This window comes from Thermogemmatispora onikobensis (assembly GCF_001748285.1).
In the GTDB taxonomy this organism is placed as follows: domain Bacteria; phylum Chloroflexota; class Ktedonobacteria; order Ktedonobacterales; family Ktedonobacteraceae; genus Thermogemmatispora; species Thermogemmatispora onikobensis.
The window spans coordinates 25,770-49,732 of record NZ_BDGT01000035.1; the positions used below are offsets into that span (position 1 = coordinate 25,770).

The following is a 23,963-nucleotide window of genomic DNA, read 5'->3' on the forward strand; positions in this document are numbered from 1 at the left end:
GGAGAGGAGGAAGAATGGAGAGGCACGATGGCCCTACCTTCGGCAAGCAGGGCCATCATGTGCTTCTCATGTGGATGGTCTGGCCGCGGCCCTTGCTCAAGAGTCTTTCAGTCCCAGGTGCCGAGGCGCACGTAGCCCTTCAGCAGTGCGCGGGCGATAATATAGTGCTGAATCTCGTCCGTCCCCTCATAGATGCGCGTCACGCGCACATCGCGATACCAACGCTCGATGGGCAACTCCCTGGTATAGCCCATGCCACCGTGAATCTGGAGGGCGCGGTCGACCACGCGATTAACCATATTGGAGCCGTAGAGCTTGGCGATGCTGGCCTCGTAGCGGTTATCCTGTTTCTGATCGGCCTTCCAGGCCGCGTGCAGTGTCAGCCACTTCGTGGCCTGGATCTCCACCGCCGAATCGGCCAGCATCCACTGGATAGCCTGGCGTTCAGCGATTGGCTTACCAAAGGTGACGCGCTGGCGGGCATAATCGATGGCCATCTGCAACAGGCGCTCAGCGGTTCCGACGGCGCGAGCGGCGATCAGCCAGCGCCCCTGACCGATCCATTGCATGCCCAACGAGAAGCCCTGGCCGACCTCGCCCAGCACATGATCCTCGGGCACGCGCACGTTATCGAAAAACAGCTCGGCTGGCGACCAGCCGCCCATAGTAGGGATGGGGCGCGAAGTCCAGCCCAGCGCACGGTCCACCAGGAAGCAGGTCACGCCGCCTTTCTGGGGAGGCTTCTCGCGGTCGGTGACGGCGAAAACCATAGCGAAGTCGGCCTCATTGCCGTTGGTGATAAAGACCTTCTGGCCGTTGATCACCCAGTGGTTGCCATCTTTGACGGCGCTCGTGCGGATCGCCGAAGGATCAGAGCCGGCTCCCGGCTCTGTGAGAGCGAAGCATGAGATGCGTTTCCCCTCGATCACTGGGATCACGTATTCTTGCTTCTGCTTCTCGTTGCTATAGTGCAAAAGAATGTTATCGACGCTGCCGCCGAAGCTGAAAGGCACAATGGTGCGTCCCAGCTCCATCTGGATGAGGGCGGTCATCACCGATCCCAGGTTAGCGCCGCCGTACTCCTCCGGCGTGTTGATACCCCAGAAACCCAGCTCCTTAGCCTTGCGCTGCAAAGCCCGGTAACGCTCCGGCTCAATCCCCGTTGGGTAGCGCCCTTCATTGCGCAGGACCTCTTGCTCCAGCGGCATCAGTTCACGCTCAACAAACTGGCGCACGGTCTGCTGAATCAGCTTTTGCTCCTCTGTCAGGGAGAAATCCACGCTGGCCTCCTTGTCGCGCACTAAGGGGACACTTCATCTCAGGTCACCCTGGCAAAGATTATAGCACGCAGTTCAGGAGACGGGAGGGGTAGGGACGCGGTCCGCGCAAACGGGTTCATTTCATCTTTTCCGACTGGCTGCCACTGGCGCTGGCATTGAGGGATGGCAGGGGAGCCTACCTGAATAGCAGGCGCGGGGCGTCCAGGCTCATGAAGACAAGAAAGGAGTGGCTTTATGCGTGCGATTCGTGATTGCGCTGATCATCCCTTGCACTGGCGCGAGGGAACCCTCCGCAGCCATCGGCTGCTGGCGGGAGAAGAGACGCTGGCGCTCATCAGCTTTCAGCGGCTCGCAGGCACCACGGCCCTGGCTGAGGTGGCCGAGGGACGCTTCTGCTTTGAGCGTCGCGGCCTCTGGCTTCCTCAAGTAGCCATTCGTCAGGGCGATGAACACGGCGAAGAGCTGGCCGTCTTCGAACCTCAGCTGTGGAGCCGCGACGGCATCCTCATCGGCTTGCATGGTCCCCTCTATCGCTGGAGCCGTGTTCATGAACGAGGCGCTGAGGAAGGCGCCGTACCCTGCCCCTGTTGGGAGTGGCAGGACCTCACCGAACGTCCCCTGCTGCATTTCAACCAGCTCATTTGCCTGCCGCACACGCGCATGAGCGGGATGCTGACTATCGAGCCGGTAGCCGCTGGGCTGAGCCTGCTGCCCTTGCTGGCAACACTCGGCTGGTACCTGCTGGTGCTCTACGAGCATAGCGCTACCAGACCGCTGCCCGAGATTCACACACCGTGGCCTCGCCGCTGATGCCGTTAGCAAGCGGGGCTGCCCTGTGTTTGATCCTACGCCCTCCGGCCCGGCTTGCTCCCTCGTGGGGGAGGAAGGGTCAGCACAGCATAGGGCTGCAGGCCGTCCCGCCTGGCTGCAGCCGGAATAGTCAGACGAAGGCGGAGCCGTCGTCAGGCGCGTTGAGCAACGGCGCAGGCCCATTATGATATACTGGCTGTAGTGTAAGGAATCAGCGAAAGGAATCAGCGCAGATCAATCAGTGGCTCCCCAAAGCTAGCCAGGGAAATTGGAAAGGAAAGTCGCTTCTCTATGGATAGTCAACACGATCTGCAGTTGCCACCGGACTTTTTCTATCATCGCCTGCCCAATGGCTTAGAGATTATCGGGCAGTATATGCCCAGCCTGCGGTCAGTGACCTTTGGCTTTCAGCTCGATGCCGCGGTGATCCACGAGCCAGAGGATAAGAGCGGACTGGCCCACCTGTTCGAGTATATGCTATTTCAGGGAACGAAAGAGAAGGATGCTCGCACGCTGAATGAGGCCTTCGAATCGCTGGGAGCGCGCAAGGGAACGAGCACGACGCTGGAGACAACGCAGGTCTGGGCCCAGATTGTCAATACCAAGCTGGATGCCACCCTGGATCTCTTCCACGAAGTGCTGCTGATGCCGACCTTCCCCCGCGACGAGTTAGAGCAGATGCGCAGTATTATCCTGCAAGAGATTCGGCGTCGCGACGACGAGCCGATGAGCCGTATCTTTGATCTGGCCCGCTCACACTTCTACGCCGGCAGCGCCCTCGGACGCCTCATCTACGGAACAGCGGAGAGCGTGCGCGCCCTCCAGCAGGAGGACCTGCTCGCCTTCTGGCAGGAGCGCTACCGTCCGAATAATGCCCTGCTCTCGATTGCCGGCAACTTCGACTGGGAGCACGTGGTGACCAAGGTCGAGCAGCTCTTTAGCGACTGGCAGGGGGCGGCCAGCCCCTCGCCAGAACAACATCCGCGCCCCTCGAACACCGTTGTCCTGGAACATCAGGAAGGCAAACAGGAGCACTTGGGGCTGATGGTGCCCTTCCCGAATTATACCCATCCCGACTACTACGCGGCCCAGATCATCGGTGAGGCCCTCGGCGGCAATATGGCCTCGCGCCTCTTTGTCGAAGTACGCGAAAAACGCGGCCTGGTCTACAGCGTCTCGGCGGGCCTGAGCAGCAACAAGGCCATTGGGTCGCTGCGCGTCTACGCCGGTACCACCCCCGAGCAGGGACACGAGTGCCTGGCGGTCATCCTCAATGAACTGCGACGCCTGCGCGAGGAAGGTCTGACCGAGGACGAGCTGGAGCGCGCCCGCGTGCAGCTCAAGAGCGAGCACATTATGCGCAGCGAAGGATCGGGCGCGCGCATGAGCGCTAACGCCCGCTCGTGGTGGTATGAGCGCCGCCTGCGTACACCCCACGAAGTCAAGGAGGCCATCGACGCCGTGACCGCCGAGCAGGTCATGCATGTACTGCAGGAATTCTCGCCATTAGAGCCGCTGACGGTGGCCGCCATCGGACCACTGAGCCGCGCAGAGCTGATCGGTGACCTGCTGCCGTTTGCCTGAGCTGTGGTCAACGATGTGGCGGCGCCACCGCCGTCTTGACTTTCGTTGTCTCTCAGCGTACAATTTGATATGTCCATATGGATATATGGCTGGAAGCAAACCCTGGCTACCCTTGGGGAAGAGCCAGCCGCGACCTTGCCAATTGCGGGCCTGACTGCTTGCTCGTGCGGCCAGCGAGCCGTGTGAGCAAGCAGGCTCTGGCAGCGAAGGGCGCGAGGGCCTGATGAGGGAGGAGGTGTGCGTGGGTTTCGCGGGCAGAAGGTGAGGCGCAGCGAGGGGGCCGGGAGTGGTTTCGTTCCAAGAGCAAGGAGCAACAGCTATGGTCGCACCAGCCTTGCAGAGCGAAGAAGCTCTTTTGAATCGCATCCGCAGGCAGCAGCTCATCGAAGCGGTGGAGCACATGAGTCCGCTCTATCTTGAAGGGATCAAGCGCATCCTGACGGTCTCCGCCGATACCGAGCTGATCAGTGCCCCCGCCTATTATCATGCTGCCGTCCATGCCCCCACCTTGAACGCCTTTGGCTCAGCCGTGTCCATTATCCAGGACGAGCTAGGGCACGCGCACATTGCCTATCGCCTGCTGCGCGACCTCGGTGTTGACACCGAGCAGCTCATTTTTGAGCGTGATCCGCGCCAGTTCAAGTACCCCTATGCCTTTGATGTGCCGCTGGATAACTGGGTAGAGCTAATTGTCGCCAACGCCTTTTATGATCGTGCCGGCTATGTCCTGCTCAGCGACGTCTATCACAGCACCACCTTCGGACCGTGGAAGCGGGCCCTGGTGAAAGTAGACAAAGAGGAGACCTTTCATCTGCGTCATGGCGAGCAGTGGATGCGGCGTCTCAACGCCACGCCGGACGGTCACGAGCAACTGCAGAAGGCCGTCGACTGGATGTTCCTGCTGACCGTCGAGTGGTTTGGCTTGCCTGATGACCTGAAGAAGCACAGCGAGCAGCTGGAGTATGGTTTCAAAGGGCACACCAACGACGAGCTGCGCCAGATCTGGATGTCGACGGCGGTCCCGCTCTGTGAAGAGCTACAGCTGAAGGTGCCTGCGCACTACGACCCGGAGCAGCAGAAATATGTTCTGGACTGCCCCTTCCCGGCGCAGTTCGACGCCAAAGCCAAGCGCTGGCTGTTGGAGGAAGGCCCGTGCAGCTGGGACGACGTACTCAAGCGCTGGAAGGCGCGTGGTCCGGCTAACGAGGAGTTTGTCGCTCTGATTCAGCGCGGCAAGCGCGAGATGCTGCGTCTTTTGGAGCAGGAGTAAGAGCCATGACGGCGGTCTATCCATCGCTGCGTACGCATCCTGCCGATGATCCCAGCTGTCCGGCGCTCTGGGATGCTCTGCGCGAGGTGACCGATCCCGAGATCCCGATTAGCGTCGTCGACATGGGGCTGATCGTCGACTTGAAGCAGCGCGACGGTGTGGTCAACGTGAAGCTGACCTTCACGGCTCTGGGCTGTCCCGCGATGGACTTCATTATGGATGATATTCGGGAGCGTCTCCTGCGTGAGCCGGGGGTGCGCGCCGTGCGCATCGAAGTGGTCTGGGACCCGGTGTGGAGCAAGGAGCGACTGAGCGAGGAAGGCATCGAGCTGATGCGTACCTGGGGGATCTCGGCATGAAGAGCATGAGCAGCGATCTACAAGCCCCACCTGGTGCTGGAGCGGAGGCCGGTCTCGGCCCGGACCGGCCCCGACGGGAAGCCCTCAATGAGCGGCGCGTGTGGCATGTCTATGCGCGGCGCAAGTACGATGAGCCGCTCCACGAGATTGGCAATGTGGTGGCCGACGATGTGGAGCTGGCTCGGGTCTATGCGCGCAGCATCTACGACGAGTTCAGCTGGATCGAGATGGTGCTGGTGCCGCGCGATTGCATTGTGACCGTGATTGCTCCCTGACTCGCCTGGACTGTCTGGATGACTGAGATGTGGCCTCCTCGCCCCTGTTCGACAGGCTACTGTACTGTCACTCTGGGCAGGTGGGCCCTGGCCTGGGTAACTCTGAAAGGGGCAGGGAGGAGTGGCTAGCCGCAGCAGCATGCTGCCTGAGACGGCTGTGGCTTCTTTCCTCCTCTGCTTGCTGCAAGGTAAAGTGAGCGTGGTGCTATGACAGGTACTGCTGCTGCACGCATCGATAACGCGGCGCTCTTCGCGGTCCTGGCCTCGCTGGCGGACAATAAGCAGGCGATGGGACGGCGCTATGCCTACTGGGCAAATGGGGCGCCCGCCCTGGAAGCGGCGGTAGCCGCCGCCGCCATGACTCAGGATGAGATCGGCCACGCGCGCACGCTCTATCCGTTGCTGGAAGATTTCGCTCAGGCGGCCACTGACCCGCGCCAGGTGGCCCCGGAAACGCGAACGCTGCGCTACCATCTGGCCTTTCTCGATCGCGAGTTCGCCGGTTGGTCCGATTTTGTAGCCACGAATTTCCTGCTCGATGGAGCGCTGACGACCTTTTTCGAGGCCGCGCAGCACTCGGCCTATGAGCCGTTACGACAGCGTGCCCGCAAAATTGTTCAGGAAGAGCAGGTCCATCGCGCACATGCCGAGGGGTGGGTGCGACGCCTGGCCAGGGCCGGCGGGGCGGTGCGTCAGGCGTTACTCTCCTCGCTGCAACGGCTGTGGGAGGAAACGCTCTGCTGGTTCGGTCCCGATGATGACCCAGTAATGGGCCAGCTCTACCGTGATGGCTTCATTGATGCCCCGCCAGCGGAGCTGCGCAGTCGCTACCTCCAGCGGGTGATGCCACTACTGGAGGGCCTCGCCATCGAGATGCCCGCCCGCTTCGATCCCGAGAGCAAGCGCTGGCTGCCGGAGCAGGCTCTCCCCTGGGAGCGCTGGGAGGCCGACAGCCGCCGCCTGCGTCCCGCCAGCCAGCAGGCGCCAGAGCAGGCACTGGGAGGGGAGGGTCAGCCATGAGCGAGGAGCGCGCTTCTGCGTGGGCCAAAGCTGAGGAGCACTCGCCCTCGACGGGGCGAGCACGCTGTCCTTTCTGCGGCTCGACGGAGACCGAGCTGTTCTCTCTCTTCGGCCAGCAGCTATTGACAGCGCAATATTACTGTAACAGGTGTCATACACCATTTGAGTACATCAAAGACGACGATGTCCTTGAAGACGCGAAGGCGAAGCTGATTTCGCCTGAAGAGTAGAAAGGAAGAACAGCGATGACGACGACGACAGAGCGCGAGCGGACGCTGGTCAACTATAGTGTGAGCGATGGGGTTGCCATCATCGAACTGACGAATCCGCCAGCCAATACCTACAGCTATGAGATGATGCGCCAGCTTGATGAGGCGATCCTGCAGGCGCGCTTTGATGAGAACGTGCACGTGCTGGTCTTGCGCGGCGCGGGCGAGCGCTTCTTCTGCGCTGGCGCGGATATCAGCATGCTCAATTCGGTCTCGCCGACCTATAAATACTATTTCTGCCTCCATGCCAATGAAACCCTGCTGCGGCTGGAGCAGACTCCCAAGCTGGTGATTGCGGCCCTCAACGGCCACACCGTCGGCGGTGGCCTGGAGATCGCTCTGGCCTGCGATATTCGCATTGCGCGGCGCAATGCGGGCAAGATCGGCCTGCCAGAGGTCTCGCTCGGCGTCCTGCCCGGGACCGGCGGGACCCAGCGCCTGGCGCGGGCCTTGCCGAAGAACAAGGCCATCGAGCTGATGAGCGAGGGCAAGCTGATCAGCTTTGAGGAAGCTCAGGAGCTTGGCCTGGTCAATTATATCTATGAGCCTGAAAGCTACTGGGAGCAGATCATGGCCTATGCCAGGCGCTTCTGTCCACCTAACAGCGCCTCGCGCACCGTCGGTCGCATCAAGCGAGCTGTGCAGTCGGGCGCGGAGGTAGCGCTGGCCGAGGGCCTGGCTCTAGAGCGAGAGCTGCAGCAGCTCTGTTTCCAGAGCGAGGATGCGAAGGAGGGGCTGGCCGCCTACATTGAGAAGCGCCAGGAGAAGCATTTCACGGGGCGCTGAGCAGGTCGGCTTGCCAACCAATCGCCAGAGCAGACAACTGTTCACTCTCAACGACGTAGCTCAGCGATGTCATCGGATCTATCCATTCCATGTCTGGGAAGGGCACGACAGCAGCAGCGCGGCCTCGGCCTGCATGCCCGCTTGCTCTGCTGCGGAGGTCGTGCTCTTCCTGGCTCTCCTGCTTTACGTCTTCGCTTCTGAGATGCTACAATATTCCTCAACTCCGGCTCAGCGTCTTCTTTTTCAGCAGGATGCAAGCAAGGAAAGGCTATGGCGGAGATCCATCTGCGCGAGCGCGATGGCGTGCTCTGGCTCATTCTCGATCGCCCTCCGCTCAATATTTTGACGATTGCCACACTCGATGAGATCACACGTGCGCTGCGGAGTGCTGTGCAGAAGCCACCGCGCCTGCTGGTGATCACCGGGGCAGGTGAGCGGGCATTTAGTGCAGGAGTAGACATACGTGATCATCTCGACGGGCGTGAGCGAGAGATGTTGCGCGCTGTCTATGACAATTGTGCGGCTTTTGAGCAGCTACGGAGCCGGGGCATTCCGACGGTAGCCCTGGTCAAAGGCTATGCCCTTGGCGGCGGTTGCGAGCTGGCGGCCCTCTGCGATACAGTGATTGCGCGCGAAGACGCAGTCTTTGGCTTACCCGAAGTGACCCTGGGAGTCTTTCCGCCGGTGGCTGCCGCTTACTTTCCCTCCCTGATCGGCTATCAGGCCGCTATGCGTCTCATCTTGACTGGCGAAACCCTGAAGGCAAGAGAAGCTTTCCGCCTTGGTCTGGTGCATCAGGTATTACCAGCGCGGCGCTTCCTGAGCGAAGCTGAGGAATTACTGGTGATGCTGGCCACGCTGGGTCAGCGCCAGGCACGCTCATAGGAGCCTCTACGGCGCAAAGCTATCCTCTGAGTTGCTCCTCCGCTTGCTACTTATCGGCAGCGGCCTGCGGTGCCGTAACGTAAAGGAGCGGCGTCTGGGCCATAGCCGGTGCTCTCTGTCTTCCTGCTCCTGGTCGAGGGAACTTTCTCGCCGCTTTCAACGTTTTTCCCATGAAGGCAGCAGCCTCTTGGGACTGCCCTCGTGAGCTGAGCAATAGAGAATTGTTGGGCGTAAGGAGATCGTCTATGCGTCATAGTAAGGTTTTTGGTATTCGTTGCAGATCATGGTGGTTTGTCATTGTTCCAGCCTTAGTGGCGCTACTGGTGGGACTGAGTGCCTGTGGCACTAACTCCACGGCGACTGGTGCGGGCAGTCAAGCGACTCCCTCACCGACGAAGAGTGTCCCCACGCCCACAGCTACGACTGTCAAGGGATATGGCACCAGTCATGGCTGTCCCAGCGACGTAGTGGTCAATGCGCCGTTGCCGGCCCAGGCAGTGATAGTGAAGAGCGCGCAGAACGGGCAGACAATTACGGTGCACCGAGGTGCGGTGGTGATTTTCGAGCTGCCTTTTGGTCAGCGCTGGGGGACGCCGGCAGGCTCTCAAGGAGTGTTGGAGCTGCAGCAGCCGGCGGGGTATGCCTCCCAGCAGGCTCACGCCTGTATCTGGCGCTATGTGGCCCAGGGCAGTGGACAGAGCGAAGTCGTCTTTTCGGCTCGCCCGCTCTGTCAACCGCATCAACTCTGCCCGCAATATGTTCTGCGTCTCTCCTTCACCATTGCGGTCCAGTAAGCCCGTAGCAGCAATGCGATACTGCTGCTGGTGCCAGCGGAGCTGGACGCAGCGCTTTAGCAGCCTGGCTGCTTTATGAGAGGGCGTGGCTGGCTGGCTTAGTGGAGCAAGCTGGCCCGGCCAGTGCTGCGCTCATCGCTTCGGAGAGAGGAGCTGGGACAGGAAAGGAGCCTCAGCGATCTTCTGCTACCTGTCCGGTTCCCGACTTGCCAGGGGCCGCAGGTGGTGGCTGATCCGCCTCAGCATCGGAGTCGGCAGCAATCTGGTGGTCACGCAAAGAAGGCAGCCGGAGCAGGAGCCAGCGCATGCTGAGCCCCTGGACGAGCAGGGTGAAGAGCACAACGGCTCCGGTGGAGGCCAGGATGAGCGGGCGCTGTGGCAGCGTCAACGGCAGTGCCAGGGCCAGAGCGAGCGAAAGCGCACCGCGCAGTCCTCCCCAGAAGATGACCAGTTGCCAGGTGAAAGGCAAGAGGCCCTTGCGTCCGGCAATGGTCAGCCAGGAGCGGGCAGCCAGCAACAGGACCAGGAACAGGCGTGCCAGCAGTACCACGCCGATGGCAAAGGCCGCGCTCAGCAGGCTGACCAGGGCTCCCCCTGGCAGTGGTGGCAAGGCGAGCGGATTCAATTGAGCGCCGATCAGCAAGAAGAGTAGAGCGTTGGCGATGAAGGCCACAACGCTCCAAAAAGTGTCGACCGCGGCGCGGGTGGTGGCAGACATGCCGATGCGTCGGCCATAGTTCCCGAGGAGCAGACCGACCACGATCACCGTAATGATGGCCGAGAGATGGAGGCGATCCGCCAGCAGGTAGAGGCCATAGGCGGCGAGGATCGTCAGGCCGATCTCGCTCAGGGCGTCGTCGATGTGGCGTAGCAGCTGACAGAGCAACCAGCCGCCGAAGAGACCCAGGACGAGGGCGCCTCCCCCTTCTAACAGGAAGAGCAGCAACCCCATCAGGGGCAGGGGCAGGCCCGTGGCAGGCTGGGTGGACTCTGCTGGGAGGGCCAGCAGGACGACGGCCAGAAAAACCTGGTAGAGTGCGCCGGCCACGCCGTCATTGAAAAGGCTTTCGCCCTCGATGATCACCGCCAGGCGCTCATCGAGATGGAGCTGGCGAAAGAGGCTCAGCACGGCCACTGGATCGGTGGGCGACAGAATGGCTGCCAGCAGGAAAGCGACCCTCCAGTCAAGCCCTTCCAGCCAGTGGAGCAGGGCAGCGATCAGACAGAGCGAGAGAATCAGCCCCGGGCCGGCGAGGAAGAAGATGCTGCGCCACTCGTTCTTGAGCAACTGCCAATTCAGCGACCAGGCCCCTTCGAAGAGCAAGGCTGGCAAGAAGACAAAGAGCACCAGCTCAGGGTCAAGTTGCAGCGGAGGAAGGAGATGAAGGGCGCTTAAGAGCAGCCCGACGATCACCAGGCCCAGGGTATAGGGAACGGCGATCCAGCGTGTGACCAGGATGGTCACCAGAGCAATGAGCAAGAAAAGGATAAGGTAGCTCTCCACCAGTGGGATCGGCATGCAATGCGACCTCCTTTCTTCGGATTCCGAGGCGTGTGCAAGTCGTGACTTGAAGCGCCTCTGGCTCGCTCCGCACCAGCCTGCTTCTCGCCCCGAAACGAGAGCATGGCTGACCTCCTTCTTCTCCTGTCATGGGCGATGCCAGACTGAGTTTGATCCGCTTCCCTCGACCGGCGCGAGTGTGGCGTGTGGCATACACGCGGAGACAGAAGCGGGGGGCAGCGCCGGGGAGGCTGATCCTGCGCTGAGCGGAACGAGTAAAAGTGTGCGGTAAAGAAAAGAGGAGTGCCGGGGCCGACCAGACTTCCCGGCACTCCTCAGTCTATGAGCGAGAAAACAACGTATGCTTTCGCTTTCGATGCCTGTCCATTTTAGTATAGGGGAGGATAGCCGATGCTGGCAAGGGGGTGCTGCTGGCTCAGGGGCACACCAGCACCAGTTTGGGCTGAGGACCATAGAATCGGGATCGACCTGCTCTCTCCTGGCGGCCAGCGCATGCAAGCAGATGGGAAGGGGAGGCAACAATTTTCACAAAGATCTCCGATCCGCTTGTCAGTGAGGACCTCCTCTTCTATAATGAGGGCGGCAATTATTGATCTTTAAGGAATTATCCTATGGACGTTGAGGGAGCATACACACTCCAGGCAACTCCTGAAGAAGTATGGAAATGCCTGATGGATCAACAGATTCTCCGCCAGGTCCTGCCGGGGGTAGAGCACCTGGAGGCTCTGGATGAGAATCGCTATGCCATCAGGCTGGCTGTCAGGCATGCCCCGCTGCGAGGTAGTTACGAAGGGCTGGTCACTGTCTCTGATCAAGAGTACCCTCACTGCTATCGCATTACCGTCGAAGGTGAGAGCCGCCACGGTCCAGTGCGGGGAGAGGGTTGGGTGCGTCTACTGCGGCGTGAGCATAATACCGTCGTCTCCTACCAGGGGGTTTTGAACGTTGGGCGGGCTGGTCTCTTGCCCGCACCTGTGTTGCGCGGCACAACCAAAATGCTCATTCAGCAGTTCTTCCTGGGCCTGGCTGACCAGCTGCGCGTGATGCGCCCGCCTGAGATCGAAGAGGCCTCGGAAGTAGCGGCCCAGCCAAACCAGGTGAGCGCTCAGCGTCAGGAACGGGCCTGGCCGCCAGAGGCCATCAGGGCCAGTGAGTCAGGTCTACCAGCTAGGGGCAGAACGCCGCTCCATAGCCTGGTGCGCCGTCTGCGCCTCGGAGGCGGTGATCCGCAGGCAGAAGAGCGCTGGGTGCAGGCGATCCGCCGTACGGCCATGCTGGCGGTCCTGCTCTTGCTTGTCTGGGTAGGAACCAGGCTACCGCGGCGATTGCTGGCCTGAAGACACGTCAGGTTCTCTCTCTGATCCTGGCACCAGTTCAGGCAGGCCGGGTGCAAGAGGCGAGGGAACGAGCGAAAGGCGGCTCTCTTCGCCCGTCTTCGCGCTCCCTGGCCCGGCGGTGCCTTGTCCTTTGGCTCTCTGTCCGCCAGACCAGGCATGATCGGAGCAGAGAGCCTGCCACGAGCGCGCAGCGCACGCCGGACAAGGGCAGGCGTACGCCTTCTCCTTGTTCACCATAGTATTCCGGTGCTTATCTGCTCGCCATCTGCTTCTTTCTTTGCTCTGTCCTGTGCCACCAACGAGAACGCGCCCCTTTTCTCCTCTCTTGTGGCGGTCGTCATCCTTGCTGCCTTGCCACTCCTGGGCTGCCCTCACAGCAGCCTGCCTGGCTGAAAGGCGTCGCTCCTCGCCGCTTCACCGGAGGAGGCTTGTCCGACAGGCGGGCAGGCCCTACTGGTGATGGCTGAGATAGGTGCGCACGCACAGCGTGAAGAGCAGGTAGCCTGCGTAGAAAGCGACCAGATACTGAAAGAGGTCGAAGAGGCCCGCGAAGGGGCTATCCCAGACAATGTAGCCGCTGGCCGTTGCCGCGCGGGCGTAATCGAAGAGCGCGCGCACCAGTGGTGTCGCGACCAGGAGGGCGATCGCCACCCACTGCCAGGAACGGCGATGCCAGAGCAGCCAGATCGCCAGATAGCCAATGCCCCCGTAGATAAAGATGTCAGGGATATAGAAAGGCAGAGGCAAGTGGAGCACCAGGCCGGGAAGCGTATAATGCCACAAATGGAGATAGTAGGCCAGGAGATCGGCCAGCATATTGATTACTGCCATGACAAGGCCGCCGAGGAGCGCCACCAGCGTTGGCACGCGCCCGGGCCGGGTGAAGAGCAGCACGGCCAGATAGACCACCAGGATAAAGGGCACATCCAGCACAAGATAGGCTACCAGATCCATCAAGGGGAAAAACCTCCCAACGCTGAGTCAGTTGTAATATTATGGTAAAAATTTTGCCACTCTGCCAGCCGGCGTTACCTGCGAGCGCCATTGCAGCCGCAGCCGCGGGGCAGCGCTGGCAAGGAAGGGAGCCTTCCCATGCATATCGTACCCCTGCGTATTGCGCTAGCGCAGATCAACGTCACGGTCGGTGACCTGGACGGTAACGCCGAGAAAATCTGGACGGCCATGCGTGAGGCGCATCAGGCTGGTGCGCACATCGTCTGCACACCGGAGCTGGCGCTCACTGGCTATCCTCCCGAGGATCTGCTGCTCAAACCGGGCTTCGTCTCCGCAAACCTGCGTCGCCTGCAGTGGCTCATCGAGCGCAGCAAGGAGCTGCCTGGGTTGACAGCGATCATCGGCTATGTTGATCGTGACGAAGACATCTACAATGCAGCAGCGGTCATCGGCGGTGGGCGCCTCTACGGCACCTACCATAAACACTATCTACCAAACTATAGTGTCTTCGACGAGTACCGCTACTTTCAGGCCGGACGGACAGCGCCCCTCTTTCTGATCAATGGCGTCCATGTTGGCATTACGATCTGCGAGGATATCTGGTATCCGGCTGGCCCGTTGACCCTGCAGGCCCATGCTGGAGCCGAGGTGATTATCAATATCAATGGCTCGCCCTATCATGCCGGCAAGCGCCATTTCCGTGAGCAGATGCTGGCGACGCGAGCCGCCGATAACGGCCTGATCGTGGCCTATCTGAATCTCGTCGGCGGCCAGGACGAGCTGGTTTTTGACGGCGGCAGTATGGTCTTCAACGAGCAGGGGCGGCTGATCGCGCGGGCCAAACAGTTTGAAGAGGATCTCCTGGTGGTTGATCTTGACGTTGCCTCCGTCTTCCGCTCACGGCTGCACGATCCTCGCCGGCGCCAGGAGCGACTGGAGCTGCACCCTGAAGAAGTCCCCATGATTGTCGTCTCCGCCGAGAGCATGCCCCCGCCGACCCTGGACGGGCGCCCGCTGCTTGGTACCAGCCAGCGTATCGAACCAGCGCTAGAGCGGCTGGCAGAAATCTATGCGGCCCTCGTCTTGGGCACGCGCGACTATGTGCGCAAGACCGGTTTCAGCAAAGCCATCGTGGGACTCTCGGGCGGCATCGACTCCTCTCTGACGGCGGTCATTGCCGCCGATGCCCTGGGGGCCGAGAACGTCCTCGGTGTTTCCATGCCATCTGCTTACTCCTCCGAAGGGAGCAAGACTGATGCCCGGCAACTGGCCGAGAATCTGGGCATCCAGCTCATCACCGTCCCCATTGAAGAGATCTTCCGCACCTCGCTGCGCGTCATGGCGCCGGCCCTGGGCGAAGGCGATCACGGCCTGGCCGCCGAAAATCTGCAGGCGCGCATCCGGGGAAACATTCTGATGACCATCTCTAACAAGCTAGGGCCGATTGTGCTAACCACAGGCAACAAGTCCGAGATGGCCACCGGCTACAGCACGCTCTATGGAGACATGGCTGGCGGCTTTGCCGTTCTCAAAGACGTACCCAAGACCCTGGTCTACGAGCTGAGTCGCTACCGCAACTCATTGGGCGAGCGTCCGGTCATTCCGCAGGCAGTCCTGGAAAAAGCTCCCTCAGCCGAGCTGCGTCCGGGCCAGAGAGATAGCGATAGTCTGCCGCCCTACGAGCTTCTCGACCCTATTCTCCAGGCCTATGCCGAGGAAGATCGCAGCTTTGAAGAGATGGTAGCGATGGGCTTCGATCCGGGCCTGGTTGAGCGCGTCATGCAGCTGGTCGATCGGAGTGAATACAAGCGCCGCCAGGCTCCGCCGGGAGTGAAGATAACGCCACGCGCATTTGGGCGTGATCGTCGCCTGCCGATTACGAACCGCTACCGTGATCGGCCCGAGGGATAGCAGAGGCGAGGCTGCTTCCCGAGCCGACTGGCGTTCTGTACTGGGGAGTACCCACCCAACCTGGACCCTGACGAATGGGGCGAGAGTGACCGGTTAAAAAAGCTGTCGGGGGCGTTTCTCCTAAAGAGGTTAATCGATCTGGTATACTTAAAACTACCAACCGGTGCTTTGATCGTCCCAGTGAGTAGCGCAAGGGCCGGGCTACAGGAGGGGCCACGGCTGACGAGGTGGGGGCTGTTCGGACGAATCAGCGGGGAGCCCCCAGGGAAGATCACTTCCCTGTGAAGGGAGCGCACAAAACTGGCTGGCAACGGCCAGGACAAAACGCTCTCAGTGATATAGCTGGAGCAGGGCTATTCCGGGCGGAAGAGGGTGCCGTCCAGGCACCGGGGGCGGCCTGTCTTTGGCGGTCTGGAGCAAACCTGTTCTCTCTATACCACATCACAGACGGAAAGGATACCCTGCCTCATGTGCGGGATTATTGGCTACGTCGGTGCCGCTGGCACCGATGTTACGTCCATTTTGCTTGACGGGCTACGTCGACTTGAATACCGGGGCTATGACTCTACCGGCATTGCTGTTCTGACGGCCAGTGGCGAATTGCAGGTCTATCGCCGTGCAGGCAAGCTGGCCAATCTGGCGGCAGCGGTCGAGAACGGGGCCCGTCCAGCCCCCGGTTCCCTGGGAATCGGTCATACCCGCTGGGCCACCCACGGGCGTCCCAGCGATACCAATGCCCACCCGCATGCCGACTGCGACGGGCTTATCACCGTGGTGCATAACGGCATTATCGAGAACTATGCCGAGCTGCGCCAGCGCCTGGAACAGGAAGGGCATTCCTTCCGTTCCGAGACCGACACCGAAGTATTGGCTCATCTTGTTGAGCGTGCCTATCGCGGCGAAGCCCAGGGTGATCTGCTGGAGGCCGTACGTCTGGCCCTGCAGCCTGTGCGTGGCTCCTATGCTATGGCCGTCCTCTGTCGCGAGCAGCCCCAGCTTCTGGTCGGGGCGCGCTACAACGGCCCCTTCCTGGTAGTGGGCCTGGGCGAGCGCGAGCACTTTCTGGCCTCCGATATCGCGGCCTTCCTCAAGTATACGCGGCGGGTCGTCATCATTGACGAAGGGGAACTGGTGGCCCTGCGGCCCGAGGGCCTCACCATTCAACGTCTGGATGGGACCTTTGTCGAGCGAGCCCCGACCACCGTCGAGTGGGACGCCGAAGCCGCTGAGAAGGGTGGCTACCCTCACTTCATGCTCAAAGAGATTTATGAGCAGCCAGAGGCCTTCACGCGCTCGCTGCTGGGGCGCGTGCGCGCGGGTCAGCTCTGCCTGCCCGAGTTGGAGGCGCTCCAGCACTCCGGGGCCTTGGAGAAGGTCAGGCGCATAGTCATTGTTGCCTGCGGTACCTCCTATCACGCGGGCCTGGTCGGGAAATATGTCATCGAGCGCTGGGCGCGTCTGCCCGTCGAAGTGATCACGGCGGGAGAGTTCCGCTACGCTGATCCCCTGGTCGGGCCGGACACCCTTTGTATCGCTGTTACCCAATCGGGTGAGACCGCCGATGTGCTCGTCAGCGCACGTCAGGCGCGAGAGCAAGGGGCGCCAGTCGTGGCCATTACCAATGTTGTGGCCAGTGCAGTGACGCGACTGGCCGACGCCGTGCTCTATATTCAGGCGGGGCCGGAGATCTGCGTGGTGGCTACCAAGACCTTCATTGCCACCCTGGCCCAGCTCTACCTGCTTGGTCTCTTCCTGGGCCTACAGCGAGGCACCCTCCGTCCCGAGCGGGCCAGTGAGGTCTTGCAGGCCCTGGAGCAGCTACCGGCAAAGATTCAGCGGATTCTCGACCGCGCGGCGGCGAATGATCCCATTGCGCCACTGGCACGTGAGCTGGCCCCGCTTCAGAGCGTCATGTTCATCGGGCGCGGCGTGGGCTACCCGACAGCCCTGGAGGGTGCCCTCAAGCTCAAAGAGGTTTCCTACATCCACGCCGAGGGCTTCCCTGCTGGCGAACTCAAGCACGGCTCTATCGCCCTGCTTGATCCTGAGACGCCGCTGGTGGCCATTGCTACGGCCTCGCACGTCTACGAAAAAGTGGTCAGCAATATGCAGCAAGTCCGCGCGCGCGACGCCCGGGTGATCGCAGTGGCCACCGAGGGAGACGAAGCCATTCGCGAGCATGCCGACGTCGTCCTCTACGTACCGCCGACACTGGAGGAGCTGAGCCCTGTGCTGGCGGCGATCCCCCTTCAGCTCCTGGCCTATCACGCGGCAGTCGCCCGTGGCTGTAACGTTGATCAGCCGCGCAACCTGGCCAAGTCGGTGACCGTGGAGTAGAGAAAAGAAAAGAAGAAGGTCCGGCGCTGCGAGCGCTGGCGGACCGCGGTGAGCGAGCAAGAAGGGTCCGCCTCCCGCAAGAGGAGGCGGACCCTATTCGTTGCGAGGTGGTTGCAGTCGGAGGATAGTGAAGGAAGAAGTGTCGCAGAGTGAGTTATTAAGGGACACAGAGTCTGCACAGCAGAGCAGTGGACATAGTCGGCTGCCCGGCGAGACAATGGCCGCTCGTAGCCTATCACTGGCTGCCTGATCAGATGCCCATGATGCGATAGACGTAGTTCTGGGTTTCGGCTGGCATGCAACTCAGCCAGGCGCCGCCGCAGGAGTTGAGGGCGTTTTGCAGGTTGCCGGAGCCGGCGTTATAGGCGGCCAGGGCTTTAGCGTAGTCACCACCGTAGCTACGGGCATAGCTGGCCATCAGGCGGGCGGCTCCACGCAGGGCCTCAACTGGATTCCAGGGATCAATGCCCAGGCCCGCGGCAGTACTGGGCAGAAACTGAGCGATGCCCACAGCGCCCGCGGGTGAAACCGCATAGGGGTTGAAGCCGCTCTCAGTATTGATCTGGCGCACGAAGTAGACAGGCGAGATACCGGCGTCGAGAGCTGCCTGCTGGGCGATGAGGACATAGGGACTGTTAGGGATGGTCATAAAGGGCAGATTGGGCGGGTTGAAGTTGAGGAGGGGGGTGCCCCCGCCCCCGCCATTATTGGCATCCGTTGGCTGCTGGTGGGCGGCAATCTGCCAGGCCGTTTGCTGATTCTGAATCCATTCCCTGATCCCGCCGAGAAGAGGAACGGCGTTGCCACCGGCTAGCGGTGAGAGCGTAAGCATCGTCACCAGGATCGCCATGACCAGCACTGTGAGAATAATGCTCTGGCGCTGGCGGACGCTCAACCGCCGCGGATTCGCCGGCTCCTGCGCCGGCTGGCGGGGCCGCTCGGCAGGGATGACTACCATACGCCGTGGCTGCTCCAGTGTCGCCTGCAGAGTGGCAAACAGGTCGACCAGATTGCCTGTGGTTTGGGGCTGACGCGGTAGCTCTGCAAGCTGATCGGTCGTTCCCGAGCCTTCCGCCAGGGCCGCCGTTGACAGCGGCTGGGGGAGCGAGACGGGCAGGGGAGCTGGCGGCACTGCTGGCTCAGGCTCTGGGCCTGGAGCAATAGCCAGGTATTGATCAGTGGTCGGCGTCAGCTGCCTCCGCAGTGGCTCCGTCGTGAAAGGAGCGGTGGCACCGGAAGTACCAGGCTGCTCATGGGAGGGCAGGCGACTGGATACGGTGGAGAGCGGGCCGGTCGCCGGCCAGGAAAATGGCCCAAAAGGAGCAAACTGATGATGGACCTGCTCACCGGGCCTGGCCGTGGTCTGTGGTCGTGAAGAGGCCTCTACTCCTGAAGCTGAACCGGCTAAGTGCACTCCTTGTGCCTGCTCGCCCGCCGATTCAGGCCCTCCGACACCCTGAAACGGCGGGAACGGGCGAAACTGCGGCATATTTGATCAACCTCGCTGCTCTGCTGACGTTTTACCTGGTTGTGAGTCTACCTGCATAGACCAATGTGTGTCAATTTAGCCAGGCGCAGGAGCAGCGCAAATTAGTACCAAACTCCCAAACACCGGCCCCAGTCTTAACCCGGACACTCGATCTGATTCAAATGCCGCTAATAACTCTGATATGATCTGTCGACCAGGAAGGATTGCGGTCAGCTTAACTGGCTGACAGCCGGGCACCCGCCTCGCTGGCGCTGGGGCCCAGCAGCTCGCTGGCTTGCCAGGCGCTGAGGCTCGTACGCAACGCTGCGAGGATAGCCTGCTGAGTCGGGGTGGTCGCCTGGGGTGCAGTACCTGGCTGCTGGCTGGAGAAGCCCAGGTAGAGCAGAGTGCGTGCCAGGCTGAGGGCTTCGTAGTAGTTGGCACTGGCCAGGGCCTCTAAGAGCACAGGCAGGGCGAATTGCAGGCGCCGGCGCGGCAGCAGACGCAGCAGCGCGCTGCTGTCAGCGACGACGCTGTTGCGCGCCCACGGCAGGGCATCGTAGTCGTCGGCAACGGCCTGGGGACTGGCAATCGCCCGGACAAGCAGGCGGACGGCTCGCTGGGGAGCCTCGGCGCGCAGCCGGCGCGTTAAAGCGCTGGCGGCCCCCAGACGAACGATGGGCGCCTCGTGGGCCTTGAGCAGAGCCAGCAAGCGAGCGCGCACGATCGGCTGATCGCCGGCGAGCTGGGCCAGGGCCAAGGCCAGCGCCGCTCGTAGACGAGCCTCCTTTTCCTCCTCCAGGCGGCGCAGCAGGATGGGCTGCAGTTGTCTCTCCTCCTCGGGAAGCCAGGAAATCAGATAGAGGCTATGCAGGCGCAGCTGCGGCTCGCTGGCCTCCACCAGCTCCAGATAAAGGGGCAGGCCCCTTAACAAAAGGCTGCGCAGGCTCTCTGGCTCGCTGGTCGCAGCGCTTGACGTGGCTGGCCAGTCGCGCGCCAGCTCGGCCAGCAGGAGCACGAGCGCGGCCCGCTCAGGCAGCTCCGGCTGACGCAGCAAGCTCAGCAAGGCTGTTACGATGGTGGCCCTGTCTTCTTCCGACCAATCGCTCTTAAAAAGCCGATAGAGGGTGGCACTACGATGCGGCAGGTCGTCCCGGGTCAGTTGCTGAACCAGGGAAAGTGGCGCAGAGCATGCCCCGGCTTCTGTTGGTATTGTCTTCTCGCTCTTCATGGTGGACTCAGGCTTTCGCACGACGTGCGCTGGAACGGCAGTGAAGCCGCCTGCTCCTGCCAGTGGCTGGCAGCGCACGCAGGCCGCTGTACTCGAACATATTTTCAGGGTCTTTCTCTCTATTTCTCACCCGGCCCGGAGAAAACGGAAGAGGAAAAAAGGGCGAGACAGCTTCAAAAGGTGTAGCATTGCTAATAAGGTGAGAAAGTGTCAATGGGCGAGCAATCGAATCGGTCACTCCAGGTCGATGATAAAGGCTGAGGTCAGCGTTGGCTGGACGATTAATTGACGATAGATCTCTCCCATGCGCTCCGGAGAGTACGGCATATCGTGTTCGATCCACCACTGGATGAGGGCAATAGAGGAAGCAACCAGATGGTGGGCAGCAATTTCTGCCGGCACCGGGCTATCTGGACGCGGCTTGTTCTGGCGCAGGACATTTTCGCTGCCGCGCTGAATGACGTGCTGGACCAGCGAGGCCGGTCCACGGCTGCCCAACAGAACCCGCACTACTGCGCTGTGGTCCGCAACATAGCGAAAGATGAACTGACCGACCGTCGCTGGATCGCGGCCCGGCTGCTGCCCGAGCAGAAGCTCCAATAGCTCGTTGATGACCACATCGGCTACATCGCGTAATAGCTCATCTTTATCGCGGTAATGACGGAAAAAGGTAGCGTAGCCGATATCTGCGCGCTCGGTGATATCACGAATGGTGACGGCATCGTAGCCTTTCTCGGCAATCAAGGCCAGCAGTGCCTGTGCCAGCAAGTTCTGCGTGCGCTTCACGCGCCGATCCCGGACGTGCATGGCTCGGATGTGCGCCTCCCCCAGTAAAAAGAGCTGCTCGCCGCGCCGCTATCGGCAAACGGCAGAGCTTTTCCGCTGTACCGTGCTATTATAGCACGTCCGGCTAGAAGGCGCGCGCCCGGCTCTCACCGGCGAGCCTGCCCGCCGCTCCCCTCGCCAAGATTTGATATCACAAATATATTATGATATACTATATCTCATAAAGGATGAAAGCCAAGAGGGTCCAGCCTGAAGAAGGGAGGACCCAGAGATGAGGGGAGAGACCAGCAATGGAGAGCAGGATCGTAGCGCCTGCCCGAGGGCCGGAGCCAGCCGAGGAAAGCGGGCGGCGGCTCTGGGGAGGGGAGCAAAAGACGGCCCGTTGTTTAGAGCGAGCGGAGCCAGCGATCGAGCCTGACCAGGCGGGAGTCTGGCATGTCCGGGCCTTCAAAGAGGCCCGGGCCATCCTGCGCAGCAGTGCTGTGCGTCAGGCTGGTTTTAAAGCTGAAGTGCTGGCGCTGCTGCCCCGTCTCATGCGTCTGCCGCTGCTCTACAGCGACGGCCAGGAGCACCAGCAGCAGCGGCGGCAGACGGCTCGTTTTTTCGCGCCGCGCGTAGTCAACGAGCAATATCGGAAGCTCATGGAGGCCGTGAGTGAGCAATTGATTGAGAAGCTGCTGCGGAGGAGGAGGATTGACCTGAGCCGGCTCACGCTGGAGATGGCCGTGCGTGTTGCCGCCGAAGTAGTAGGGCTGACCGACAGTTGGCTGCCGGGCATGGCGCGCCGACTGGAAGCTTTCTTCCGCTATCCCATTCAGCGCCTCAGTCCTGACCCGCGGACCTGGCTCAATTTTCTGGGCCTGCAGTGGGCCATTCTGCGCTTCTACTGGCTAGACGTACGTCCGGCGATTCGGGTGCGGCGCCGGCAGCCGCGCCAGGACGTCATCTCTCATCTGTTGGCCCAGGGCTATAGCGCGCGCGAGATTCTCACCGAATGTGTCACCTATGGTGCTGCCGGCATGATCACCACGCGCGAATTCATCGGCGTTGCAGCCTGGCATCTGCTAGAGCAGCCAGCTCTGCGCCAACGCTTTCTACAGGCTCCAGAGGAGGAGCGCCTCGCCCTGCTGGAGGAGGTGCTTCGCCTGGAGCCGGTAGTGGGTCACCTCTATCGTCGCACCAGCCAGGAGCTGATCCTTGCCGGGGCCGGCGAGGATCAGCTGCGCATTCCGGCGGGGGCCATCATCGACCTGCACATCTATGCCATCAACGCCGACGAGCGGGTCGTAGGAGAGCAAGCGCGGCGGCTCTGTCCGGGGAGGACCTTGCACGAAGAGCGCGTTCCGTCCTCGCTGATGGGCTTTGGCGATGGCGCGCACCGCTGTCCTGGGGCGCCCATCGCCATGCAGGAAAGCGACATCTTTCTGCGGCGTCTGCTGGCGCTACCGGGACTGCGCCTTGAGCGTTCGCCGCGGCTGCGCTGGAACAAGCTCATCTGTGGCTACGAGCTGCGCGACCTCATTGTGTCGCTAGACGAGAGCGGCTCCCGGCCTCATGCGGCAGGCCCAGCGCTGGGGGTAGCCAGTCCGACCGCTGCTGCTCTCGGGGAGCCTTAAGCCTTCTGCAGCACGTAGCCAGCCTCCAGCAAGGCTCTTCCCTGCTCCTGGCCCGGCGCGCCAGCGGGACGTGTGCGCGTGCTGCGTGCGGTGCTGGCCCGGGCCAGGCGGGCGCGCAGGCGCTCCTGGCGGGCCACCGTCGTCGGCAAATACGGCTCCATCGCCCGGATCGCATTCAGATAGACCTGCTGCTGCTCGCGAATCACGCCGTCTGGTCCCAGCTCCCACCACTCGCGCGGCGTAAAGTAGGCCGAGACCTCCGCCTCGGGGCCGCTGCGTCCGAACCACTGGATCAGGTGCAGATTATCGGACTGGGCCAGCCAGATAGCCAGATCGAGCAGCTCCGGATTCTCCGTCAGGCGCGCCATGCCATAGACCTGGCCCATGAGCTGAAAGATCGTCTGCTGGGCGCTATTGCCCAGGAAAAACTCCATGCCGCCGCTACCGGCCCAGGTGGTCGGATAGACGGGCAAGGGCAGGTGATAGGCGCGCTGCTGGAAGCGGGAAATCAGCTCGCTGGGCGTGCGTGTTTGCACACCACGGCGAGCCAGCTCAGCGGGCAGGGCGCGCATGAACTCGAAGATACCGCTATCGACGCGGTGGTGTTCACCGAAGGTCTCATAGTCCCAGCCGAGCAGCAAGAAATCACCCCAGGTATGGGCGATCCAGTCGGCGTAGCGATCGGCGTAGAGCGGGTAGCCCGACCACGAGCGATTAGAGAAGCGATAGCCCACATCGTCGCTCAGGTCGAGGTGACGCGCCAGCAGATAGGGGCCGCGTTCGCGATCGCCGACGACAGCGTTGCGGCTGCGGTGATTGCCGCTGCTGCGTCGGCCTGGGGTCGTAGGAGGACGGTAGGTCTGCGGTGGTAGCGCGTAGGGCTGCTCCTCGGTGTAGTGGTAGAGGTGGGTACTCTCGCGCCAGCCCAGCACCCAGGGGCGGCCATCCATCAGTGCCCCCCGGAAGCCGGCCAGATCCAGCGCATGATAAATCGTCACCGACATGCACATCTCGGTCGTGTCGGTCACCTGGGGGCGCTTCCCAAAGATGCGCTCGATCTCCTCAGCCATCCATTGCATGCGAGCAATAAAAGCCGGCAGATCGAGCAAGAACAGAAAGCTGTGGTACGGTTCCACGCCGATAATTTCCACGTTCTCATGCGCTACCAGCTCGCGGAAGAGGTCCAGCAGGGCGGGGTCCCAGGCCTCGGCCTGGCGCAGGAACGAGAGCGAGAAGCCGATCGAGAGATGGAGGCCCTGGCGCACCAGGTCCAGGAACATGCGCGTTGCCGGGTAGTAACAATAGGTAGCCACCTTACGAAAGTAGCGCTCGTTCATCCGCTCGTCGAAGAGGCAGCGCCCTATATCCTCGATCGAGGCGCCCCGCGGAATCGGCTGCGCGGGCAGCTTGAGGCGGCGTGGCTGATGCACCACGGTATAAATGGCAAGCTCAGCAACCATAACCCGAAC

The 23,963-nt window shown here is 61.7% G+C and carries 21 protein-coding genes; 14 read left to right on the plus strand and 7 right to left on the minus strand.

The window, feature by feature from the left end:
* Positions 1 to 107 precede the first annotated feature (107 nt).
* Positions 108 to 1,280, minus strand: coding sequence for an acyl-CoA dehydrogenase family protein (locus tag BGC09_RS15230; protein WP_069804873.1), 1,173 nt, complete (start codon positions 1,278 to 1,280; stop codon positions 108 to 110).
* Positions 1,281 to 1,514: 234 nt separating this feature from the next.
* Here BGC09_RS15230 and BGC09_RS15235 point away from each other — a divergent pair, with 234 nt between their 5' ends.
* The 10 genes from BGC09_RS15235 to BGC09_RS22590 all read left to right on the plus strand — a co-directional run bounded on the left by BGC09_RS15235 (position 1,515) and on the right by BGC09_RS22590 (position 9,332).
* Positions 1,515 to 2,090, plus strand: a complete 576-nt coding sequence (locus BGC09_RS15235) for a hypothetical protein (protein ID WP_069804875.1) — start codon at positions 1,515 to 1,517, stop codon at positions 2,088 to 2,090.
* A 291-nt stretch (positions 2,091 to 2,381) separates the two neighbouring features.
* Positions 2,382 to 3,674, plus strand: coding sequence for a M16 family metallopeptidase (locus tag BGC09_RS15240; RefSeq protein WP_069804877.1), 1,293 nt, complete (start codon positions 2,382 to 2,384; stop codon positions 3,672 to 3,674).
* Between the two features lie 319 nt (positions 3,675 to 3,993).
* The gene (locus tag BGC09_RS15245) at positions 3,994 to 4,944 is read left to right on the plus strand and encodes a Phenylacetic acid catabolic protein (protein ID WP_069804879.1); all 951 of its coding nucleotides are present in this window, start codon (positions 3,994 to 3,996) and stop codon (positions 4,942 to 4,944) included.
* Between the two features lie 5 nt (positions 4,945 to 4,949).
* Positions 4,950 to 5,303 carry a metal-sulfur cluster assembly factor gene (locus tag BGC09_RS15250; protein ID WP_084658958.1) on the plus strand — a complete coding sequence of 118 codons (354 nt, stop codon included), beginning with the start codon at positions 4,950 to 4,952 and terminating at the stop codon, positions 5,301 to 5,303.
* On the plus strand, positions 5,300 to 5,578 hold the full coding sequence (locus BGC09_RS15255) for a hypothetical protein (RefSeq protein WP_069804881.1): 279 nt from the start codon (positions 5,300 to 5,302) through the stop codon (positions 5,576 to 5,578). The genes BGC09_RS15250 and BGC09_RS15255 overlap by 4 nt, the downstream gene beginning before the upstream one ends.
* Before the next feature lie 207 nt (positions 5,579 to 5,785).
* Positions 5,786 to 6,598, plus strand: coding sequence for a Phenylacetic acid catabolic protein (locus BGC09_RS15260; protein WP_069804883.1), 813 nt, complete (start codon positions 5,786 to 5,788; stop codon positions 6,596 to 6,598).
* A complete protein-coding gene (locus tag BGC09_RS15265) occupies positions 6,595 to 6,828 on the plus strand; it encodes a PaaD-like zinc ribbon domain-containing protein (RefSeq protein WP_069804885.1) in 234 nt (77 codons plus the stop codon). The genes BGC09_RS15260 and BGC09_RS15265 overlap by 4 nt, the downstream gene beginning before the upstream one ends.
* A 15-nt stretch (positions 6,829 to 6,843) precedes the next feature.
* Positions 6,844 to 7,653 (plus strand): enoyl-CoA hydratase/isomerase family protein, encoded by an 810-nt coding sequence (locus tag BGC09_RS15270; protein WP_069804887.1) that lies wholly within the window; start codon positions 6,844 to 6,846, stop codon positions 7,651 to 7,653.
* Positions 7,654 to 7,923: 270 nt separating this feature from the next.
* A complete protein-coding gene (locus BGC09_RS15275; protein ID WP_069804889.1) occupies positions 7,924 to 8,538 on the plus strand; it encodes an enoyl-CoA hydratase/isomerase family protein in 615 nt (204 codons plus the stop codon).
* Positions 8,539 to 8,783: 245 nt separating this feature from the next.
* Positions 8,784 to 9,332, plus strand: coding sequence for a hypothetical protein (locus BGC09_RS22590; RefSeq protein ID WP_141727805.1), 549 nt, complete (start codon positions 8,784 to 8,786; stop codon positions 9,330 to 9,332).
* Positions 9,333 to 9,504: 172 nt separating this feature from the next.
* On the opposite strand, the gene BGC09_RS15285 is transcribed toward BGC09_RS22590, so the two are convergent.
* The gene (locus BGC09_RS15285; protein ID WP_069804892.1) at positions 9,505 to 10,851 is read right to left on the minus strand and encodes a cation:proton antiporter; all 1,347 of its coding nucleotides are present in this window, start codon (positions 10,849 to 10,851) and stop codon (positions 9,505 to 9,507) included.
* A gap of 614 nt (positions 10,852 to 11,465) precedes the next feature.
* Here BGC09_RS15285 and BGC09_RS15290 point away from each other — a divergent pair.
* Positions 11,466 to 12,191: an SRPBCC family protein gene (locus BGC09_RS15290; RefSeq protein WP_084658959.1), complete on the plus strand. Its 726-nt coding sequence runs from the start codon at positions 11,466 to 11,468 to the stop codon at positions 12,189 to 12,191.
* 450 nt (positions 12,192 to 12,641) lie between these two features.
* Here BGC09_RS15290 and BGC09_RS15295 read toward each other — a convergent pair whose 3' ends face one another.
* Positions 12,642 to 13,145, minus strand: coding sequence for a hypothetical protein (locus BGC09_RS15295; protein ID WP_069804896.1), 504 nt, complete (start codon positions 13,143 to 13,145; stop codon positions 12,642 to 12,644).
* A gap of 138 nt (positions 13,146 to 13,283) precedes the next feature.
* Here BGC09_RS15295 and BGC09_RS15300 point away from each other — a divergent pair, with 138 nt between their 5' ends.
* Positions 13,284 to 15,056, plus strand: a complete 1,773-nt coding sequence (locus BGC09_RS15300) for an NAD+ synthase (protein WP_069804898.1) — start codon at positions 13,284 to 13,286, stop codon at positions 15,054 to 15,056.
* A gap of 468 nt (positions 15,057 to 15,524) precedes the next feature.
* The gene (glmS, locus tag BGC09_RS15305; protein WP_069804900.1) at positions 15,525 to 17,393 is read left to right on the plus strand and encodes a glutamine--fructose-6-phosphate transaminase (isomerizing); all 1,869 of its coding nucleotides are present in this window, start codon (positions 15,525 to 15,527) and stop codon (positions 17,391 to 17,393) included.
* A 250-nt stretch (positions 17,394 to 17,643) separates the two neighbouring features.
* Here glmS and BGC09_RS15310 read toward each other — a convergent pair whose 3' ends face one another.
* The 3 genes from BGC09_RS15310 to BGC09_RS15320 form a co-directional block, all read right to left on the minus strand.
* Positions 17,644 to 18,882, minus strand: coding sequence for a lytic transglycosylase domain-containing protein (locus tag BGC09_RS15310; protein WP_069804902.1), 1,239 nt, complete (start codon positions 18,880 to 18,882; stop codon positions 17,644 to 17,646).
* Positions 18,883 to 19,096: 214 nt separating this feature from the next.
* A complete protein-coding gene (locus tag BGC09_RS15315; protein WP_141727806.1) occupies positions 19,097 to 20,092 on the minus strand; it encodes a hypothetical protein in 996 nt (331 codons plus the stop codon).
* 234 nt (positions 20,093 to 20,326) lie between these two features.
* Complete coding sequence (locus tag BGC09_RS15320; protein WP_069804906.1) at positions 20,327 to 20,899, minus strand: TetR/AcrR family transcriptional regulator; 573 nt, start codon at positions 20,897 to 20,899, stop codon at positions 20,327 to 20,329.
* A 269-nt stretch (positions 20,900 to 21,168) separates the two neighbouring features.
* On the opposite strand from BGC09_RS15320, the gene BGC09_RS15325 reads away from it, so the two are divergent.
* Positions 21,169 to 22,494: a cytochrome P450 gene (locus BGC09_RS15325; RefSeq protein ID WP_069804908.1), complete on the plus strand. Its 1,326-nt coding sequence runs from the start codon at positions 21,169 to 21,171 to the stop codon at positions 22,492 to 22,494.
* Here the strand turns inward: BGC09_RS15325 and BGC09_RS15330 are convergent.
* On the minus strand, positions 22,491 to 23,954 hold the full coding sequence (locus tag BGC09_RS15330) for a glycoside hydrolase family 57 protein (RefSeq protein ID WP_069804910.1): 1,464 nt from the start codon (positions 23,952 to 23,954) through the stop codon (positions 22,491 to 22,493). The two genes, BGC09_RS15325 and BGC09_RS15330, sit on opposite strands and share 4 nt — an antisense overlap.
* Positions 23,955 to 23,963 lie beyond the last annotated feature (9 nt).

What these genes read in the sequence shown, in the direction of transcription:
- BGC09_RS15265 (WP_069804885.1), top strand. Translation starts at nt 6,595, where the DNA reads ATGAGCGAGGAGCGCGCTTCTGCGTGGGCCAAAGCTGAGGAGCACTCG.
- glmS (WP_069804900.1), top strand. Translation starts at nt 15,525, where the DNA reads ATGTGCGGGATTATTGGCTACGTCGGTGCCGCTGGCACCGATGTTACG.
- BGC09_RS15300 (WP_069804898.1), top strand. Translation starts at nt 13,284, where the DNA reads ATGCATATCGTACCCCTGCGTATTGCGCTAGCGCAGATCAACGTCACG.
- BGC09_RS15330 (WP_069804910.1), bottom strand. Translation starts at nt 23,954, where the DNA reads ATGGTTGCTGAGCTTGCCATTTATACCGTGGTGCATCAGCCACGCCGC.
- BGC09_RS15250 (WP_084658958.1), top strand. Translation starts at nt 4,950, where the DNA reads ATGACGGCGGTCTATCCATCGCTGCGTACGCATCCTGCCGATGATCCC.
- BGC09_RS15310 (WP_069804902.1), bottom strand. Translation starts at nt 18,882, where the DNA reads ATGCCGCAGTTTCGCCCGTTCCCGCCGTTTCAGGGTGTCGGAGGGCCT.
- BGC09_RS15315 (WP_141727806.1), bottom strand. Translation starts at nt 20,092, where the DNA reads ATGAAGAGCGAGAAGACAATACCAACAGAAGCCGGGGCATGCTCTGCG.
- BGC09_RS15275 (WP_069804889.1), top strand. Translation starts at nt 7,924, where the DNA reads ATGGCGGAGATCCATCTGCGCGAGCGCGATGGCGTGCTCTGGCTCATT.
- BGC09_RS15320 (WP_069804906.1), bottom strand. Translation starts at nt 20,899, where the DNA reads ATGCACGTCCGGGATCGGCGCGTGAAGCGCACGCAGAACTTGCTGGCA.
- BGC09_RS15240 (WP_069804877.1), top strand. Translation starts at nt 2,382, where the DNA reads ATGGATAGTCAACACGATCTGCAGTTGCCACCGGACTTTTTCTATCAT.
- BGC09_RS15245 (WP_069804879.1), top strand. Translation starts at nt 3,994, where the DNA reads ATGGTCGCACCAGCCTTGCAGAGCGAAGAAGCTCTTTTGAATCGCATC.
- BGC09_RS15270 (WP_069804887.1), top strand. Translation starts at nt 6,844, where the DNA reads ATGACGACGACGACAGAGCGCGAGCGGACGCTGGTCAACTATAGTGTG.
- BGC09_RS15255 (WP_069804881.1), top strand. Translation starts at nt 5,300, where the DNA reads ATGAAGAGCATGAGCAGCGATCTACAAGCCCCACCTGGTGCTGGAGCG.
- BGC09_RS15285 (WP_069804892.1), bottom strand. Translation starts at nt 10,851, where the DNA reads ATGCCGATCCCACTGGTGGAGAGCTACCTTATCCTTTTCTTGCTCATT.
- BGC09_RS22590 (WP_141727805.1), top strand. Translation starts at nt 8,784, where the DNA reads ATGCGTCATAGTAAGGTTTTTGGTATTCGTTGCAGATCATGGTGGTTT.
- BGC09_RS15290 (WP_084658959.1), top strand. Translation starts at nt 11,466, where the DNA reads ATGGACGTTGAGGGAGCATACACACTCCAGGCAACTCCTGAAGAAGTA.
- BGC09_RS15260 (WP_069804883.1), top strand. Translation starts at nt 5,786, where the DNA reads ATGACAGGTACTGCTGCTGCACGCATCGATAACGCGGCGCTCTTCGCG.
- BGC09_RS15325 (WP_069804908.1), top strand. Translation starts at nt 21,169, where the DNA reads ATGGAGAGCAGGATCGTAGCGCCTGCCCGAGGGCCGGAGCCAGCCGAG.
- BGC09_RS15235 (WP_069804875.1), top strand. Translation starts at nt 1,515, where the DNA reads ATGCGTGCGATTCGTGATTGCGCTGATCATCCCTTGCACTGGCGCGAG.
- BGC09_RS15295 (WP_069804896.1), bottom strand. Translation starts at nt 13,145, where the DNA reads ATGGATCTGGTAGCCTATCTTGTGCTGGATGTGCCCTTTATCCTGGTG.